This is a genomic window from Serratia sp. JSRIV001 (assembly GCF_019968745.1).
GTDB classification, from domain to species: Bacteria; Pseudomonadota; Gammaproteobacteria; order Enterobacterales; family Enterobacteriaceae; genus Chania; species Chania fonticola_B.
Map to the genome: position 1 here is coordinate 3,018,240 of NZ_CP074147.1, position 18,199 is coordinate 3,036,438.

Below are 18,199 nucleotides of genomic sequence, written 5' to 3' on the forward strand. Positions count from 1 at the left end.
GCGTAGTCAGATATTCAGATTAATTGTTAGTCAAATATACCGTCTTCTTTGCCGCGGTCCGTGGGATTTTTCGTGACCAAGACCGCAAAACAAACACTTGATTAACTTATCATTAACAATTAATGGGTATTGCAGCGGTGTACAAAAAGAAGGGAGTTTTGGACGGTGCGGCCACCAGGCTGCGTCTGATTGACGCAGCCTGGTGGAGTCAGACTTTGCTTTGACCTTTTTTCATGGTGTCTTTCAGTTGGTTAATCAATTGACCACGGAAATCACCCAGTTTTGGCTTATCGCCTTCTAACCAGGGTAACGGGCGGCAGAGTTCCATCGCCTTGATGCCCAATCGCGCCGTCAACAGACCTGCCCCAATCCCCTGCGCTGCCCGCGCAGACAACCGCGCCGCAATATCCTGCGACATCCAGTCCATGCCCACTTCCCGAACCAGCTCGGAGGCGCCAGCAAAGGCGATATTCAGCAACACCAGACGGAACAGACGAATACGGCTGAAATAGCCCAGTTCGATGCCATACAGGGCCGCAATGCGGTTAATCAGGCGGATATTGCGCCAGGCGATAAAGGCCATGTCCACCAAGGCCAAAGGGCTGACGGCGATCATCAGCGTCGACTCTGCCGCCGAACGGCTGATTTCGCGCCGCGCCTGATTATCTAACACCGGCTGCACCAGCTTGGCATACAGCGCAACCACTTCGCGGTCGTTCTGGGTTTCATGCAATGAAGCCTGCCAGCGTTGCAAAGCGGGGTGCCCTTGATCCAACCCGGCCTGACGCGCCAGCTTTTCACAAAACTCTCGCCCTCTCCCCAGGCCGTGGCTATGCAGCAATTCCCGAGCTTCGTCACGCTCTTCTGCCCGTTGGCGTAGGCGGTATAGCCTGCGCCATTCCCCGACCACCGAACCGATACCGGCGAAGACGATCAACCCACCGGCGATCCCACCACCCAGCGCAATCCAATCCTGCTGCACCCAGGAGGTATGCACCCACTGGACACCTTGAGCCACCACGCTGACGCCAAACAGCATCAACCCGGCGTTAACCATTTTGCGCCACAGGCTGCGCTTGGGTTTCAACGCGGCGTTAACAATGCCTTCCGCGCGCCCTTCCTCCTCTTCCAGCTCCATCTCTGGCGCTGCCGGATAGAATTTCTCGGCTTGCTGTTCGTCAAATTCCAAGCCTGCGCGCAACACCGGTTCCTGTGGCGGCTGCAACGGCTCGGCAAAATCGATACGCGGTTTTAACGGCTCGCTCATCGTAATTTATCTCCCAATAAAAACTCCATCACCGCGTCCAGACGGATATGCGGCAGCGGGCTGTCAACGCTCATCATACGTGGGCGGAACTGGTCAAAATGGAACCCTTGTTGCTGCCAGAACGCCGGGCCAGGCAGGCGCGCAGGCACTTCGCCGGGGAAGACCGTCAGCGGTGCACCATCGTCCAGGCGGTGGCCTTTCAATGCCGGGATCGGCTGCCCATGATGATCGACAATGCCGCTTTCAGTCGCCTGTACCGAAGCCAGGCCGACGCAGTCCATGCTGATGCCTTCAAACGCGGCATTCTGCCAGGCCTCCTGCACCAGTTGCTGTAACAGCGAAACCAGATTGGCGTGCTGATCGGCGGTGATATGATCCGCCTTGGTGGCCGCAAACATCAGTTTGTCGATGGTCGGCGAAAACAGGCGGCGGAACAGCGTACGCTTGCCGTAGTGGAAACTTTGCATCAACTGAGTCAGCGCCAAACGCATATCATTAAACGCCTGCGGCCCGCTGTTGAGCGGTTGCAGGCAATCCACCAGCACGATCTGGCGATCGAAACGCACAAAGTGCTCTTTATAAAACGCCTTGACGATCGACTGACAGTAATAGTTAAAGCGGGCGCGCAACATGCCCGCATTGGTATGTTTGTCCGCCTGTGCCAGGCGCGATTCCCCTGCCGCATCGACGTTCGGCCACGGGAAGAACTGCAGCGCAGGCGCTCCGGCCATATCGCCAGGCAGCACAAAGCGCCCAGGCTGAATAAAGTGCAATCCTTCGGCCTTACAGCGCAGCAGGTAGTCGGTATAAGCCTGGGCGATTGCCGCCAGCTTGTTTTCATCCGCCGGGGCCAACGGATCGAGATCTTTGCACAAGGCCAGCCAAGGCTCGGCCCAGCGCGCGCGGTCGCCCTGCAACAACCCAGCCATCTGACGTGACCAGGCCAGGTAGTCCTGTTCCAGCATCGGCAAATCCAGCAGCCATTCGCCCGGATAGTCGACGATCTCCAGATACAGCGTGGAGGTTTCTTTAAAATGGCGCAGTAGTGAATCATTGGAGCGATAGCGCAGCGCCAAGCGGATTTCGCTGACGCCACGGGTTGGCGTTGGCCAACTTGGCGGATTGCCATACAGCTGCGCCAGGCCTTCGTCGTAGGTGAAACGTTGGATACCGAGGTCGCGTTGAGGAATGCGTTTCACCCCCAACAGCCTTTCTTCCCGCACAGGGGAAAACAGCGGCATACGTGCGCCGCTGTGAACATGGAGTAATTGATTGACCAATCCGGTGATAAACGCCGTCTTACCGCTGCGGCTCAAGCCGGTGACTGCCAGCCGCAGATGACGATCCATCCCGCGATTGACCAGCGAAGTTAACTCATTTTGCAGTCGTTTCATTGTTCTCCTTGGCATAGCGCCCGAACGCCTTGTTCAGCCCTTTGCGAACCAGCGGTTCCAGCAACAGGGCCAACACGTAACGCAGCGGTTTGCGGCTGACGGTTTTCAGCAACCACGCGGTTGCCCCCGCCGGGCCATAACTCATTAGCGCTATGATGATGACTTTCGACAAGGTCTTCAACAATGCACCTACTCCCCATTTTGGTGAAGCAGTTTTTGGGGCATTAATCGCATAGGTTTTGCTCATGGTTGCGGCCCTCTGGCAAATGTTGGGGAAAAAGTCGGTGCAATGCCTGACCTGCGGCATACGCAGGCCCGTGCATCGTTAAGAGAGGTTACAGTTGGCGAAAACGGCTCTGCACGCCAAAGGTGTCAGACGTGACGTAGCGCTCGACCTTGCGCAACTGCTGCTCCCCGCTGCTCAATTCGTATTCCAGCTTATCGAGCAACTGGCGCGGTGTGGCCTGATGTTCATCCTGATAACGGCTGGCTGGAGCCTCCTCAAGCACGAAGACCAAGGCGATATAGGCGACTACCGTAATGAAGAACAGCCCGAAGAACAGCGACAGCACGGCAATCACCCGGATCAAACGCACGGGCACGTCAAAATAGTGGGCAAGGCCAGCGCAAACGCCCTTCAGCATGCCTTCTTCAGGCACACGGTACAGTTTTTTACTGCCTAACGTGTTGCCCTTGTATGAACCGCTGTCGTCGTTGTAGTAAGAACGATCGTGACGATCGCCAAACTTTCCTCTGTCCTGGTCTCTACGCATTACGACTGCCTCCAATTCGGGTGTTCCGCATCAAGAATGTCTTCCAACGCCTGAATACGATCGCGCATGCGTGAGGCCTGCTCCGCCAGCTGCGTCAGACGTTGCATCTCCTGATGACTCAGTTGAACGCCGCTCTGTTGCCGGTTGCTGTAATGCAACCAAAGCCAAATCGGTGCGACAAACAACACAAAGATTGTCAACGGGATGGCAAGTAATAGAGCACTCATCTCAATTCCTTCTTATTGGCCGTAGTGTGGCGGCCACGCTGGGTGGCCGCTTAAGCATTATTCCGGGCGGTTCATCTTGGCTTTCATTGCCGCCAGTTGCTCACTGATGGCATCATCCGCCTGCAGTTCGGCAAACTCCTGATGCAGGCTTTTCTTTTTGCCAATGCTGACGCTTTCCGCTTCGGCTTCCATATGGTCGATACGGCGCTCAAACTGTTCAAAACGCGCCATCGCCTCATCCAGTTTACCGCTGTCCAGTTGGCGACGCACATCCCGTGAAGAAGAAGCCGCCTGATGGCGCAGCGTTAATGCCTGCTGGCGTGCGCGGGTTTCGGTCAGCTTGTTTTCCAGCTCGCCAATTTCACTCTTCAGGCGGGCCAGCGTCTCTTCTACGGTAGCCACTTCCTGGCTCAGTGTAGCAAGCAGATCGGCCACTTTCTGTTTTTCGATCAACGCCGCACGGGCCAGATCTTCTTTATCTTTACGCAGCGCCAGTTCGGCTTTGTCCTGCCAGTCATTGATCTGGTTTTCACCCTGCTCAATGCGGCGCAGCAGCTGTTTTTTCTCCGCCAGGGCACGCGCTGAGGTGGAGCGCACTTCAACCAGCGTGTCTTCCATTTCCTGGATCATCAAACGCACCAGCTTTTGCGGGTCTTCTGCTTTATCGAGCAGAGTATTGATGTTGGCGTTCACGATGTCGGCAAAACGAGAAAAGATACCCATAATTTACTTCCTCTTGGTTCTGAAGGCGTCTGAAGCGCCGAGTTAAGTTATACAACTTGCCCTAAGAGTTAATCAAGAAGCGTGCCAACTTTTATTTCATTGAAATACAAAGATTATTTGTTTTTGACTCTCGCCACGCTTGCTGTAGAGTGAGTGTTTTCACCAAACATTGGCGAATTTCATCATGAGCGAACCGTTAGAGAACCTGTTGGGCGAGGCCAACGCCTTTGTGGAGGTGCTGGAGCAAGTTTCACAGTTGGCCAAGCTCAACAAACCGGTGCTGGTGATCGGTGAGCGCGGCACCGGTAAGGAGCTGATCGCCCACCGATTGCACTATCTGTCCAACCGTTGGCAAGGACCGTTTATCTCCCTCAACTGTGCGGCGCTGAATGAAAACCTGCTGGATTCGGAGCTGTTTGGCCATGAGGCTGGCGCGTTTACCGGCGCACAAAAACGCCATCTTGGCCGCTTTGAACGTGCCGATGGCGGCACCCTGTTTCTGGATGAATTGGCAACCGCGCCAATGCTGGTGCAAGAAAAGCTGTTGCGGGTGATTGAATACGGCCATCTGGAACGCGTGGGTGGCAGCCAACCGCTGCGGGTGGATGTTCGGCTAGTGTGCGCCACCAATGACGATTTGCCCGCGCTGGCCGCCGCCGGTAAATTCCGTGCCGATCTGCTGGACCGCCTGGCGTTCGACGTGGTGCAACTGCCGCCGCTGCGCCAACGCCAGCAAGACATCATGCTGTTGGCCGAGCATTTCGCCATTCAGATGTGCCGCGAGCTGTCACTGCCGTTGTTCCCCGGCTTTAGTGAACATGCGCGGGCGACGCTGCTCGGCTACTCCTGGCCGGGTAACGTGCGTGAGCTGAAAAACGTGGTTGAGCGCTCCGTTTACCGCCATGGTTCAGGCCAGGATGAACTGGATGAGATCATCATTAACCCCTTTGCCAAGCGTTCAGCGCCGCTTGATGATGAGGCAACCGCGCCGACCAGTGAGTTACCTGCATTGCCGCTGGATTTTAAAAGCTGGCAGCATCAACAAGAGAAAACCCTGCTGGAAATGGCATTGAAACAGGGCCGTTTCAATCAGCGCAAAGCCGCCGATTTACTGGGGCTGACCTATCATCAGCTCCGCGGCATGTTGAAAAAGCATGCGCTGCTGCAAGGTAGCGACCCTGAGGGAAGTTAAACCGACTGGGCGATCAATTCGCGTAACCATTGATGGGCGGGATCGCGATGCGAACGCTCATCCCATAGCATTGCCAGCTCATAGCCTGGGATCTCCACTGGTGGCTCGGCAATCTGTACCTCAGGGCTGTCTCGTACCAGGCGTTCGGGCAACATCGCCACCAGATCCGTCTTGGCGATCACCGATTTCACAAACAGAAAATGCGGGACGGAAAGCACCACCCGCCGTGAAAGCCCAACCTGATCCAGCGTGTGATCGGTGATGCCGCTAAATCCCCCGCCGTTTGGCGAAACCACCACGTGCTCCAGTTGGCTAAATTGCGCCAGCGTGGGGCGAGCCATCAACGCAGGATGACCGAAGCGGCCCACCAACACATACTTCTCCTTGAATAACACGCGTTGACGCATCCCCGCCGGCGCACTGTCCGGAGTGTGAAAGGCCAGATCGATCTCCCCCATCTCCGCCTGCCGGGCAATCCTGGTCGGTGCCAGTTCCAACACCGCCAATCGGCTGTTGGGAGCAGCCTGACGAAGCCGTGCCAATGCAGGTAACAGCACCGTAGATTCGCCATAGTCGGATGCGGCAACGCGCCAGGTGATATTCGCGCTGGCCGCCTCAAAAGGGCTGATGGGTGAAACGGTGTGTTCGAGCACTTCCAACGCCTCCCGCAAAGGTTCACGTAAAGCCTCCGCCCTGGCCGTTGGCCGCATTCCTCTTGGGCCAGGCAGCAGCAGCGGATCGTCGAAAAACGCTCTCAGTTTGGCCAGATGAGCACTTACCGAAGGTTGCGACAGCGACAACCGCTCCGCCGCGCGCGTAACATTCAATTCCATCAGCAACACATCCAACGTCACCAATAGATTGAGATCCAGTCTGCCGAAATTACTCATGCAAATACCTGTCATCATCTAAATCAATTTTAACTATACCTGGCGCTAACCTACTCTGTTGCTCTCTTTACAGCAATGGAACTTAATGATGAATATTCTGCTGGTCTACGCTCACCCAGAAGCTCAATCGCTTAATGGCTCACTAAAAAACTTTGCGGTCAAACATCTGCAGGACGCTGGGCATCAAGTACAGGTTTCCGATCTGTACGCCATGAAATGGAAAGCTTCTTTGGATGGTGAAGACCGTACGGATCGGGATAGCGCTGCCCGGTTTAATCCGGCGATGGATTCCCGGATCGCTCTGGAGCAAGGAACGCAAAGCGCAGATATTGCGTTGGAACAGGAGAAGTTACTCTGGGCGGATACAGTGATCCTCCAGTTTCCGCTGTGGTGGTTCTCCATGCCAGCCATCCTCAAGGGTTGGGTAGAACGCGTGTATGCCTATGTCTTCGCGTATGGCGTTGGCGAGCATTCCGATACGCATTGGGGAGATCGTTATGGCGAAGGTACGCTGGCAGGGAAACGGGCTATGCTGCTGGTCACTGCGGGCGGTTGGGAGTCTCATTACAGCCCACGCGGTATCAACGGCCCGATAGCGGATATTCTGTTCCCGATTCACCATGGCATTCTGTATTACCCCGGCTTTGACGTGCTGCCACCGTTTGTGGCGTACCGTACCGATCGCTTCGACGAGGCGAAATTTCCTGAGCTTTGTGCGGCGCTGGGGGAACGACTGGATACGCTGGCAAGCACCGAGCCTTTGCCATTCCGTAAGCAAAACTTTGGCGATTATGCGATCCCACAGTTAACGCTGCGAGAAGACATTGCCCCTGGCCGCGCCGGTTTTGCCGTTCACCTGAAATAGAGGCAAAAAAAAAGCCAGCACCCGAGCTGGCTAAGTAAACACTGGAAGCAATGTGAGCAATGTCGTGCCTTCCACAAAGGGCCACAAGGTGTGGCCTTCCGTGAACTGCCAAATGATGATAATAGTTCTCAGTATCATCTGTAAAGCACTTTGTTGAGAATTTTTCTCATTACCACGCTAAGCTTGGGTGATTATCCACCAGCACGGATTTCGGACGGAGGCCGACACGCCAGAAAACAGCGGCAAGCTTAACCAAACCGCCGAAATTTCAGCCATTTTGCTCAAGGAATTGGGCTGTTGGTCAGAGTGCGATACACTAACGTTATTGCTTAATAACCCATGAAGCGTCTATGCGTGGTTTACCTCTTTGGATAATGTCGCTCGGCTGCCTGGCAACGTCTGCCCTGGCCGCGACACCGGCTGTGCCCAGCGCAGCACCACCGCCAGCAGACATCCGCCAGAGCGGCTTTGTCTATTGCGTCAGCGGCATTCTGAACACTTTCAATCCGCAGATGGCCAGCAGTGGTCTGACGGTCGATACTCTGGCCGACCAGCTTTACGATCGGCTGCTGGACGTCGACCCTTACACTTACCGCCTGATCCCAGAGCTGGCGGAAAGTTGGGAAGTGCTGGACAACGGCGCTACCTACCGCTTCCACCTGCGCCGGGATGTGCCTTTCCAGACCACCGCCTGGTTCAAGCCCACGCGCAAAATGAACGCCGACGATGTGGTATTCAGTTTTCAGCGGGTGTTTGATCAGAAGCATCCGTTCCACAATGTTAACGGCGGTGAATACCCATACTTCGACAGTTTGCAGTTTGCCGACTCCGTGCAAAGCGTGAAAAAGCTGGACCCATACACCGTCGAGTTCCGCTTGCAGGCGCCGGATGCGTCCTTCCTGTGGCATCTGGCGACCCATTATGCACCGGTGCTATCGGCAGAATATGCCGACAACCTGACGCTGGATGGCACCCAGGAAATGATCGATCGTGAACCGGTCGGCACCGGCCCATTCTTGTTGAACGAATACCGTTCCGGGCAATATATTCGTCTGGCACGTAATGACGTTTACTGGAAAGGGAAACCGCGCATGCCGCAGGTGGTGATCGACATGGGGGCCGGGGGTACGGGCCGCCTGTCTAAATTGCTGACCGGCGAGTGCGATGTGCTGGCCTACCCCGCCGCCAGCCAGCTTTCGATCCTGCGCGACGATCCGCGTTTACGCCTGACGCTGCGCCCTGGGATGAATATCGCCTATCTGGCCTTCAACACCCGCAAGCCACCGCTGGATGACCTGAAGGTGCGCCAGGCCATTGCGTTGGCCATTAATAACCAGCGCCTGATGCAATCGATCTATTACGGCACGGCAGAGACCGCCGCCTCGATCCTGCCACGCGCCTCCTGGGCCTATGATAATGATGCCCACGTCACCGAATACGATCCGGCCAAGGCACGAGAAATGCTGCGTGAAGCCGGTGTGGGGCCATTGGATCTGAAGCTCTGGGTGCCTACCGCATCGCAATCCTATAACCCCAGCCCGTTGAAAACGGCGGAACTGCTACAGGCGGATTTGGCTCAGGTCGGCATTAATGTCACCATCGTACCGGTAGAAGGCCGCTTCCAGGAAGCCCGGCTGATGGAAATGAACCACGATCTGACGCTCACCGGCTGGTCAACCGACAGTAACGATCCGGACAGCTTCTTCCGTCCGCTGCTGAGCTGTGCGGCAATCCGTTCGCAAACCAACTATGCTCACTGGTGTGATCCCGCTTTTGATGAACAGTTGCAGGACGCCTTGTTGTCACAGCAGTTATCACAGCGTATCGAGCATTATCAGCAGGCGCAGAAGATCCTCGAACAGCAGTTGCCGGTATTGCCGCTGGCCTCCTCTTTGCGTTTGCAGGCCTACCGTTATGATATTAAAGGACTGGTGTTGAGCCCGTTCGGCAACTCATCATTTGCCGGGGTATACCGTGAACCGGCGGAGGCCGCGAAAAAGTGATTATCTTTACCTTACGCCGCATCCTGTTGCTGCTGATCACGCTGTTCTTCCTGACGCTGGTCAGCTTCAGCCTGAGCTACTTTACCCCGCGCGCGCCGTTAAACGGTGCCGCCTTGCTGGATGCCTACCAGTTCTATTTCTTCAGCCTGTTGCACTGGGACTTTGGCGTTTCCAGCATCAATGGCCAGGCGATCAGCGAACAGCTGCGCGAAGTGTTCCCGGCCACCATGGAACTGTGCATTTTAGCCTTTACGCTAGCCCTGTTTATCGGCATTCCGCTGGGTATTATTGCCGGTGTGATGCGCGGCAAGTGGCAGGATACCGCCATCAGTACCTTTGCCCTGCTGGGCTTTTCCATTCCGGTGTTCTGGCTGGCACTGCTGCTGATGCTCTATTTTTCACTGCATCTTGGCTGGCTGCCAGTGTCGGGTCGTTTCGATCTGCTGTATCAGGTCAAGCAGGTCACCGGTCTGGCGCTGGTTGACGCCTGGCTATCTGACTCGCCTTATCGCAATGAGATGATTGCCAGTGCACTGCGCCATATGGTGCTGCCGATTGCCGCTCTGGCGGTGGCCCCAATCACCGAGGTGATCCGCTTGATGCGCATCAGCACCGACGATGTCCTCAGCCAGAACTACATCAAGGCTGCCGCAACCCGTGGCCTGTCACGCTTTACCATTATCCGCCGTCACGTATTGCACAACGCGTTACCGCCGATCATCCCAAAACTCGGTCTGCAATTTTCGACCATGCTCACGCTGGCCATGATCACCGAGGTGGTGTTCAGTTGGCCAGGGCTGGGGCGCTGGCTGATTAACGCCATCCGCCAACAGGACTACGCGGCCATCTCCGCAGGCGTGATGGTGATCGGCACGCTGGTGATCACCATTAACGTGCTGGCCGACATTCTGGGCGCGGCGACCAACCCGCTGAAACATAAGGAATGGTATGCCCTTCGATAACGTATACCGCGAAAAGAAAATGCCTAGCCCGCTGCTCTATACCTGGCGGATTTTCTACGGCGACACTTTGGCGATGATTGGTTTTTATGGGGTGCTAGGCCTGCTGTTTCTCTCCCTGTTCGGCAGCCTGCTGGCACCTTATGCCCTCGATCAGCAGTTCCTGGGATATCAGTTGCTACCGCCGTCCTGGTCACGCTACGGTAACGTGTCGTTCTTCCTGGGCACCGACGATCTGGGCCGCGATATCCTCAGCCGCTTGCTGACCGGCGCCGCCGCTACCTATGGTTCGGCACTGATTGTGACCATTGCCGCCGCCGTCTGTGGTGTGATCCTGGGCGTGTTTGCGGGGGTCACCCGTGGCCTGCTGTCTGCGATGCTCAACCATATTCTCGATACCCTGCTCTCCATCCCTTCACTGCTGCTGGCGATTATCGTGGTGGCCTTCCTCGGGCCGAAGCTGGAGCACGCCATGCTTGCCGTTTGGCTCGCACTGTTGCCACGGATGGTGCGTACCATCTACAGCGCAGTGCACGATGAGCTGGAAAAAGAGTACGTGGTCGCAGCCCGTCTGGATGGCGCTTCGACGATGCAGATCCTGTGGTACGCCGTGGTGCCGAACATTGCCGCCGTACTGATCACTGAATTCACCCGCGCGTTGTCGATGGCCATTCTCGATATCGCGGCGTTGGGCTTCCTCGATCTGGGGGCGCAGTTGCCTTCCCCGGAATGGGGAGCCATGTTAGGCGACTCGTTGGAGTTGGTCTATGTGGCACCTTGGACCGTGATGCTGCCCGGTGCGGCTATTCTGATCAGCGTATTGCTGGTTAACCTGTTGGGCGACGGAATACGCCGCGCGATCAATGCGGGAGTGGAATAATGCCGTTACTCGATATCCGCAATCTGACGATTGAATTTATGACCGCCGAAGGGCCGGTGAAGGCCGTCGATCGCGTCAGCATGACGCTGACCGAAGGTGAAGTGCGCGGCCTGGTAGGCGAATCCGGCTCAGGAAAAAGCCTGATTGCCAAAGCCATCTGCGGCGTGACCAAAGATAACTGGCGTGTTACCGCCGACCGCTTCCGCTTTGACGACATCGACCTGTTGCAGCTCAGCCCGCGCGAACGGCGCAAACTGGTGGGCCACAACGTTTCGATGATCTTCCAGGAGCCGCAATCCTGTCTTGATCCTTCCGAAAGTATTGGCCGCCAGTTGGCCCAGGCCATTCCCGGCTGGACTTACAAGGGCCGTTGGTGGCAGCGCTTTAACTGGCGCAAGCGGCGGGCGATTGAGCTGTTGCACCGCGTCGGTATCAAGGATCACCTCGATATCATGGGCAGCTTCCCTTACGAACTCACAGAAGGGGAATGCCAGAAGGTGATGATCGCCATTGCGTTGGCCAATCAGCCAAGATTACTGATTGCCGATGAGCCAACCAACGCCATGGAACCCACCACGCAGGCGCAGATCTTCCGCCTGCTGGCGCGCCTGAACCAAAACAATAACACCACCATCCTGCTGATCAGCCATGATTTGCAGATGATGAGCAAATGGGCTGACAGGGTCAACGTGCTGTACTGCGGCCAGACGGTGGAGAGTGCGCAGTGTGAAGATCTGCTTGCCGCCCCTCATCATCCTTATACCCAGGCGCTGATCCGCGCCATGCCGGACTTTGGTCGTTCACTGCCGCATAAGAGCCGTCTGAATACGCTGCCGGGAGCGATCCCCTCATTGGAGCATCTGCCGATCGGCTGTCGCCTGGGGCCACGCTGTCCGTATGCGCAAAAGCAATGTATTGAAACCCCACGCCTGCGCCCGGTGAAGAATCATCTGTTCGCCTGCCACTTCCCGCTGAACATGGAGGAGCAATAACATGGAAACGCTGTTGGAAGTGCGCAACCTGACCAAAACCTACCGCTATCGTACCGGGCTGTTCCGCCGCCAGCATGTGGAAGCGGTCAAGTCAGTCAGTTTTACCCTGCGTGAAGGCCAGACGCTGGCGATCATCGGTGAGAACGGCTCGGGTAAGTCAACTCTGGCGAAGATGCTTTCCGGCATGGTGGAACCCTCTTCGGGTGAAGTGCTGATCGACGACCATGCGTTGACCTATGGCGATTATCGCTACCGCAGCCAGCGCATTCGTATGATTTTCCAGGATCCGAGCACCTCGCTCAACCCACGCCAGCGCATCGGTCAGTTGCTTGATGCTCCGCTACGTTTGAATACCGATCTGGAAGCCGCAGAACGCGAGGTGCGGATCAACCAGACCCTGCGCCAGGTGGGGATGCTGCCGGACCATGCTTATTATTATCCGCACATGCTCGCCTCCGGGCAGAAACAGCGCGTGGCGCTGGCGCGGGCGTTGATCCTGCAACCCAAGGTGATTGTTGCCGACGAGGCGCTGGCTTCGCTGGATATGTCGATGCGTTCGCAGATCATCAACCTGATGCTGGAGCTCCAGGAAAAGCACGGTATCGCCTATATTTATGTGACGCAGCATCTGGGGATGATGAAGCATATCAGCGACCAGGTGATGGTGATGCATGAAGGGGAAATCGTGGAGCGTGGCAGCACCGCCGAAGTGCTGGCCGCACCGCTGCACGACCTCACCAAGCGGCTGATTGCCAGCCACTTTGGCGAAGCGCTCACTGCCGATGCCTGGCGACGTGACGGCGGCAGGTTTTAATTCCGCTAACACTCGATATCTTACTGTGCCGCAATTAGTTGCCAAAATCCGTGATAATTACCCATAACTGGCGCTAATCTAGCGCCATTACAACCATGGCACGGCGTAGTTATGCCGTGCCATGGTGCAAATCTTGAGCAAGGTTACATCATCTCAGTAAACGTTCAATTACCAGCCATGTTGTATGCTGCGGTAGTTGGAGCCTTGGGGATGCCATCTTGCTACTCATCGATCCGACCGCTAACTATTTTATTCCTTTACGTTATTAATTAGCACTTAACATTATTTTATCTCGCCAAACGAATCGGTGAGGATATCCGCTACGTTGAGCCATGCAAACAACAGGATATCGCGCTGATGAACAATGCTCGCCACCAACGCCTCTCACAACTGATGCTCATCTTCGCCGCCGGCTTCGCTATTTATGGTCATGGTCTATGCAGCCATGACTGACGCCTGCTCCGTGGTTTTTTACCCTGCCACCGTTGCCAACCGCAGCGGTGGCTTGTTGTATTGAAGAAGGATTTTATCCGATGGACCATCGCCTAACCCCTTTCCAGTGGTACCACGAAACCCAGCGTAGTTCAGGCGACAGTTCGCCACTCGAGCCTGCCGCCGCAAGCTTGCGGGAGCGTTTTTTGTTAGGCCTGGGTACGTTTACCGACGAGGGATTGAACGCCGCCCTCAGCCATCGCATTGACGTTTTTACTGCGTCTTCGGCCTGCTATTCAGTGCTGTTCCCCGAGCAAGTTATCGCTTCGCGAGAAGTGACATTGTCACCTTACGATCGTCTGTCGACGGCCCTGACGGTGGCGCAGGTCACCGGCGTACAATCGCTTTGTAGCCATTACGCCGCTCGCCTCGCCCCTCTGGACAGCCCGGATGCTACGCGGGAAAGCAATGTCCGCCTGGCACAAATCACCCAATACGCCCGCCAACTCGCCAGCCAGCCGACCCTGATTTGCTCCAAGGCTATACAACAGCTCGGCGAAGTTGGCCTGAGCACGCAAGATACTGTGACCTTTTCGCAAATCATCGGTTTCATTAGCTATCAAGCACGGGTGGTCGCCGGTATTGCAGCACTTGCAGGCAGACCCGCCGTGGTGTTACCCGGTTTTCCCCAAATCGAAGATGCCGCTCCGGCAGGATTTTCCTGTACGGAACGGTCATGGCAAGCTCGCCTGCCGGAGATCGTTGTCGAGCAGGCCCAGGCTCGGCAGCTCGACATTCTGGACCAAAGCCACCCGGACGCCCGCAGCGAGTCTTATTACCTGCTGTTGGCTCACGACGCGCCTGCCCTAAATGAGCGCAATGCGGTATTTAACAGTATTAATCACCCAGTTAACGGACTATCTGCACGCCTGAAGGCTTTGGTTGCTCTGGTGACATCACGCATTAATGGCAGCCATTACTGTGCCGGCACGCTAGCCCATAACATTGCCGATCGGGAGTTGGCACTGGCATTAGTGGCTGGGATTGATAACGCGCTTGAGGTGGCCGACGATCCGGTGACCGCTGCCGTGATCGGCGTGACAGCCGATCTGACGCGAACACCTGAGAAATTCACGGCACAAAACGTGCAGCCGTTGCTTAACAGCGGATTGGATCGGTCGCAGGCATTGGACGTAATTTTAACCGGCGCGCTGTACGCCTGGGAAAACCGGCTGCGTTACAGTCTTGGCGATGCAGTAGAAGTCGAGCTAGCGCAATAACCACGCCTGAGCCGCATCAAAAAAGTGCTGTGCCAGCGGCGTGGCCCTTGCTGGCTCGGCGATCACCAAGGCGGCATGACGTGACATCGGCGCAATGGCAACGCTGCGCCGTTGCAGCTGCGGCACCATTTCCATCTGCAAATTTCCGCTGGGGAATAACCCGCATCCCAAACCGACAAAAATCCCCTGTAGCAGTTGGAAGATCGAGGTGGTTTCCATCCGGGTATGCAACGTTAAGCCCTCATCACGAAACTGCTGATCCAGGTAACGACGGAAGTAACGCGTCGGTTCAGCCAGACATAATGGCAGCTCGGCCACGGTTGCCAGCGTTAGTGGACTTTCCCCCACCAGCTCGGGGAAATGCTGCGGATGAAACACCAGGTCAATGCCGCTGTCGGCCAAAGATTGGGACTGGAAATGCAGTTCCTTGAGCGTTGGTAGCTCAAAGAAACCGATGCCGATATCCACCGTATGCGCGGTCAGCGCTTCCAGCAGTTGATCGGCGCTCAATACCGCTACGCGATAGTCCAACTGCGGGTAACGCTCGCTGACCGCCTTCAACATTTGCGCTAACGAAATGCTGCACTGCGGCACGGTGCCGATGCGCAACGTGCCGTTCAACCCGTGTTTCAGCGACTCTACTTCCAGCTTCAGCCCCTGATAAACGGAAACAATTTCCCGCGCCCAAGCCAAGACCCGCTCACCTTCGGCGGTGAAGCCCTCAAAGTTGTTGCCACGGTTGATCAACGAGACACCCAGCTCTTTTTCCAGATTTTTCAGCCGCATGGATAAGGTCGGCTGGCTGACAAAGCTGGCCTCTGCGGCGCGGCCGAAGTGGCGTTCCCGCTCAAGATTACACAGGTAGATCAGTTGCTTAATATCCATGTATTGGCTCGGAAAATGGTTTCTGCACGAAGTATATCATTTGCTATGGCCTTGCTGGCAGTTGCGATAAGTGTCGTCTATCCCATCATTGCTCTATTCGATTAGACACCAAGCCCTCACGCCCCTAGACTTGCCACATAAATACTCAAAATGCTTAAAAAGGCATTTACCTTTTAGCTACATTAATCACCTGCGAAGAAAATCATGAAATTTAAACCGTCAATCAAGCCTTATCGCGGCGCGGCGGGCGGCTGGGGCTCATTGGAAGCCACCACCCGCTATGTGTTCGACAGCAAACAGGCGCTGAAAAATCTGCGCAACCTGATGCGCGTTAACAAAGCGCGCGGTTTTGACTGCCCCGGCTGTGCCTGGGGCGATGACAACCACAGCACCTTCAGCTTCTGCGAGAACGGGGCCAAGGCGGTCAGTTGGGAAGCGACACGCAATGCGGTAGAACCAGCATTCTTTGCAACCCACAGCGTCAGCACCCTGCGCGAGCAAAGCGACTACTTCCTGGAGTATCAAGGCCGGTTGACGCACCCAATGCGCTACGACGCCAAGACCGATCGCTATCAGCCCATCACCTGGCCGGATGCCTTCAAACTTATCGCCAGCCATATCCAGGCAATGGATAATCCCAACCAGATTGAGCTGTACACCTCAGGCCGCGCCAGCAATGAAGCCTCCTACCTTTATCAGCTGTTTGGCCGGATGCTGGGCACCAGCAACTTCCCAGACTGTTCCAATATGTGCCACGAAGCCAGTGGCGTAGGCCTCAAGCAGAGCATTGGCGTCGGCAAAGGCACCATCCGTATGGATGACTTCGAGCAAGCCGACGCGATTTTTGTCTTTGGCCAAAACCCCGGCACCAACCATCCCCGCATGCTGCACAGCCTGAAACACGCAGCCAGCCGGGGGGCACGCATCGTCAGTTTCAATACCCTGCGCGAACGCGGGCTGGAAAGGTTTGCCGACCCGCAAAACCCGATCCAGATGCTGACGCCCATATCCTCCCCCATCAGTTCGGCCTACTTCCAGCCCAACCTGGGTGGCGATATGGCGGCAGTGCGCGGCATGGTGAAAGCACTGTTGGAAACCCATCGCCAGCGGATTGCCGCCAATAAACCAGGGCTGTTCGACCAGCCGTTTATCGATCGGCATTGCGTGGGCATCGAAGATTATCTGGCTCAGGTGGATGCCACCTCATGGCAACAGATCACCACGCAATCCGGGTTGAGCGAAACCCAGCTACGTCATGCGGCGGCGATTTACCAAGGCGCAGAGCGTGTTATCTGCACCTGGGCGATGGGCGTGACGCAGCATAAGCACTCCGTACCGACGGTGCGCGAGATCACCAACCTGCAATTGCTGTTCGGCCAGTTGGGCAAGCCAGGTGCGGGCCTATGTCCGGTACGCGGCCACAGCAACGTGCAAGGCAACCGCACCATGGGCATCGATGAGAAAGCCCCCAAGGCGCTGTTGGATAGTTTGGAGCAGCATTTTGGCTTTAGCCCCCGCCGCGAGATCGGTCACAATACGGTCGAGGCCATTGAAGCGATGCTGCGTGGTGAGGTCAAGGTGCTGATTGCGCTTGGAGGTAACCTTGCAGCAGCGGCACCGGATACCGAGCGTACCGCCCAAGCCCTGCGCCGTTGTGATTTGACGGTGCATATCAGCACCAAGCTGAACCGCAGCCATCTGATCACCGGTAAAGATGCGCTGATCCTGCCGACGCTGGGGCGTACCGAGTTGGATATGCAGGCCAGCGGCCCGCAATACATTACGGTGGAAGACTCCTTCAGCATGGTGCACGCCTCCGAAGGCATCGGCAAACCGCTGGCAGACACCCAGCGTTCTGAAACCGCGATTGTTTGCGGCATTGCCGACGCGGTACTTGGCAACCAACAGCTGGACTGGCTGGAGCTGGCCGACGATTATTCACTGATCCGCCAGCATATTCAGGCCACCATTCCCGGCTTTGACGATTTTAACCAGCGCTGTGAGCAACCAGGAGGGTTCTATCTGGGCAACGCCGCTGCCGAATTGCGCTTTGCAACTCAGAGCGGCAAAGCTGAGTTCAGTGCCGCTCCACTACCCGATACGCTGTTCCCGCAAATCGGGGCAGAAAAAGCGCCGTTCGTACTGCAAACCCTGCGTTCACACGATCAGTACAACACCACCATCTATGGACTGGACGATCGCTATCGCGGTGTTTACGGCCAGCGCGAAGTGCTGTTTATTCATCCCAAAGATTTAGCCGATCTTGGTCTGCAGGATGGGGAATTGGTGGAAATCGAAACCTTGTGGAACGATGGCGTAACCAGAAAGGTCAGCGGCTTCAAGCTGGTTAGCTACGATATCCCACGCGGTAATCTGGCAGCCTACTATCCCGAAACCAACCCGCTGGTGCCGCTGGCCAGTTTTGGTGATGGCACCGGCACGCCGACCTCCAAATCGGTTCCCGTCGCCATCCGCCGCTGCGCTCAAGCCCCTACGTTGCGTATCGTTTAGTTTGAACGGACGTGGCATGTCGCGTCCCTGGAGCAGTATTGCGTTAATAATCGCGAGCCTTCGTCGGAAAAGCGTGACGTTTGGCTTGCCCGCAAGGAGTGATTCGCGTAAA

The 18,199-nt window shown here is 56.2% G+C and carries 17 protein-coding genes; 9 read left to right on the top strand and 8 right to left on the bottom strand.

All coding sequences use genetic code 11. The features are described 5' to 3' along the window. Positions 1–208: 208 nt before the first annotated feature. The 6 genes from KGP17_RS13770 to pspA all read right to left on the bottom strand — a co-directional run bounded on the left by KGP17_RS13770 (position 209) and on the right by pspA (position 4,384). On the bottom strand, positions 209–1,267 hold the full coding sequence (locus KGP17_RS13770; protein WP_021806544.1) for a YcjF family protein: 1,059 nt from the start codon (positions 1,265–1,267) through the stop codon (positions 209–211). Beyond that, complete coding sequence (locus KGP17_RS13775; RefSeq protein WP_021806545.1) at positions 1,264–2,661, bottom strand: YcjX family protein; 1,398 nt, start codon at positions 2,659–2,661, stop codon at positions 1,264–1,266. Before KGP17_RS13775 ends, KGP17_RS13770 begins: the two co-directional genes overlap by 4 nt. Beyond that, on the bottom strand, positions 2,642–2,908 hold the full coding sequence (gene pspD / locus KGP17_RS13780; RefSeq protein ID WP_021182062.1) for a phage shock protein PspD: 267 nt from the start codon (positions 2,906–2,908) through the stop codon (positions 2,642–2,644). The genes KGP17_RS13775 and pspD overlap by 20 nt, the downstream gene beginning before the upstream one ends. Before the next feature lie 88 nt (positions 2,909–2,996). After that, positions 2,997–3,305, bottom strand: coding sequence for an envelope stress response membrane protein PspC (pspC, locus tag KGP17_RS13785; RefSeq protein WP_046808503.1), 309 nt, complete (start codon positions 3,303–3,305; stop codon positions 2,997–2,999). A 128-nt stretch (positions 3,306–3,433) separates the two neighbouring features. Further along, positions 3,434–3,661, bottom strand: a complete 228-nt coding sequence (gene pspB, locus KGP17_RS13790; RefSeq protein WP_021182064.1) for an envelope stress response membrane protein PspB — start codon at positions 3,659–3,661, stop codon at positions 3,434–3,436. A 57-nt stretch (positions 3,662–3,718) separates the two neighbouring features. Then, the gene (gene pspA, locus KGP17_RS13795) at positions 3,719–4,384 is read right to left on the bottom strand and encodes a phage shock protein PspA (RefSeq protein ID WP_223497770.1); all 666 of its coding nucleotides are present in this window, start codon (positions 4,382–4,384) and stop codon (positions 3,719–3,721) included. A gap of 184 nt (positions 4,385–4,568) precedes the next feature. On the opposite strand from pspA, the gene pspF reads away from it, so the two are divergent. Next, a complete protein-coding gene (pspF, locus tag KGP17_RS13800) occupies positions 4,569–5,576 on the top strand; it encodes a phage shock protein operon transcriptional activator (RefSeq protein WP_179247535.1) in 1,008 nt (335 codons plus the stop codon). Here pspF and KGP17_RS13805 read toward each other — a convergent pair. Beyond that, on the bottom strand, positions 5,573–6,466 hold the full coding sequence (locus KGP17_RS13805) for a LysR family transcriptional regulator (protein WP_021806547.1): 894 nt from the start codon (positions 6,464–6,466) through the stop codon (positions 5,573–5,575). The genes pspF and KGP17_RS13805 overlap by 4 nt on opposite strands. Before the next feature lie 88 nt (positions 6,467–6,554). Here KGP17_RS13805 and KGP17_RS13810 point away from each other — a divergent pair, with 88 nt between their 5' ends. From KGP17_RS13810 to KGP17_RS13840, 7 genes are all read left to right on the top strand, one after another. After that, positions 6,555–7,331 (top strand): NAD(P)H-dependent oxidoreductase, encoded by a 777-nt coding sequence (locus KGP17_RS13810; RefSeq protein WP_223499647.1) that lies wholly within the window; start codon positions 6,555–6,557, stop codon positions 7,329–7,331. Positions 7,332–7,681: 350 nt separating this feature from the next. Then, the gene (gene sapA / locus KGP17_RS13815) at positions 7,682–9,334 is read left to right on the top strand and encodes an ABC transporter substrate-binding protein SapA (protein ID WP_223497771.1); all 1,653 of its coding nucleotides are present in this window, start codon (positions 7,682–7,684) and stop codon (positions 9,332–9,334) included. Next, positions 9,331–10,296, top strand: coding sequence for a putrescine export ABC transporter permease SapB (gene sapB / locus KGP17_RS13820; protein ID WP_209522871.1), 966 nt, complete (start codon positions 9,331–9,333; stop codon positions 10,294–10,296). Before sapA ends, sapB begins: the two co-directional genes overlap by 4 nt. Continuing rightward, positions 10,283–11,173: a putrescine export ABC transporter permease SapC gene (gene sapC / locus KGP17_RS13825; RefSeq protein ID WP_021182070.1), complete on the top strand. Its 891-nt coding sequence runs from the start codon at positions 10,283–10,285 to the stop codon at positions 11,171–11,173. The genes sapB and sapC overlap by 14 nt, the downstream gene beginning before the upstream one ends. Beyond that, the gene (sapD, locus tag KGP17_RS13830; protein WP_021806551.1) at positions 11,173–12,165 is read left to right on the top strand and encodes a putrescine export ABC transporter ATP-binding protein SapD; all 993 of its coding nucleotides are present in this window, start codon (positions 11,173–11,175) and stop codon (positions 12,163–12,165) included. Before sapC ends, sapD begins: the two co-directional genes overlap by 1 nt. A 1-nt stretch (position 12,166) precedes the next feature. Then, entirely contained in the window at positions 12,167–12,979 is an 813-nt protein-coding gene (sapF, locus tag KGP17_RS13835; protein ID WP_021806552.1) for a putrescine export ABC transporter ATP-binding protein SapF, read from the top strand. 533 nt (positions 12,980–13,512) lie between these two features. Continuing rightward, positions 13,513–14,691 carry a peroxidase gene (locus tag KGP17_RS13840; protein ID WP_223497772.1) on the top strand — a complete coding sequence of 393 codons (1,179 nt, stop codon included), beginning with the start codon at positions 13,513–13,515 and terminating at the stop codon, positions 14,689–14,691. Here the strand turns inward: KGP17_RS13840 and KGP17_RS13845 are convergent. Beyond that, positions 14,680–15,576 (bottom strand): LysR family transcriptional regulator, encoded by an 897-nt coding sequence (locus KGP17_RS13845; RefSeq protein ID WP_021806554.1) that lies wholly within the window; start codon positions 15,574–15,576, stop codon positions 14,680–14,682. The two genes, KGP17_RS13840 and KGP17_RS13845, sit on opposite strands and share 12 nt — an antisense overlap. Positions 15,577–15,780: 204 nt before the next feature. Between KGP17_RS13845 and KGP17_RS13850 the strand changes: the two genes are divergently transcribed. Beyond that, positions 15,781–18,087, top strand: a complete 2,307-nt coding sequence (locus KGP17_RS13850; protein WP_223497773.1) for an FdhF/YdeP family oxidoreductase — start codon at positions 15,781–15,783, stop codon at positions 18,085–18,087. Positions 18,088–18,199 lie beyond the last annotated feature (112 nt).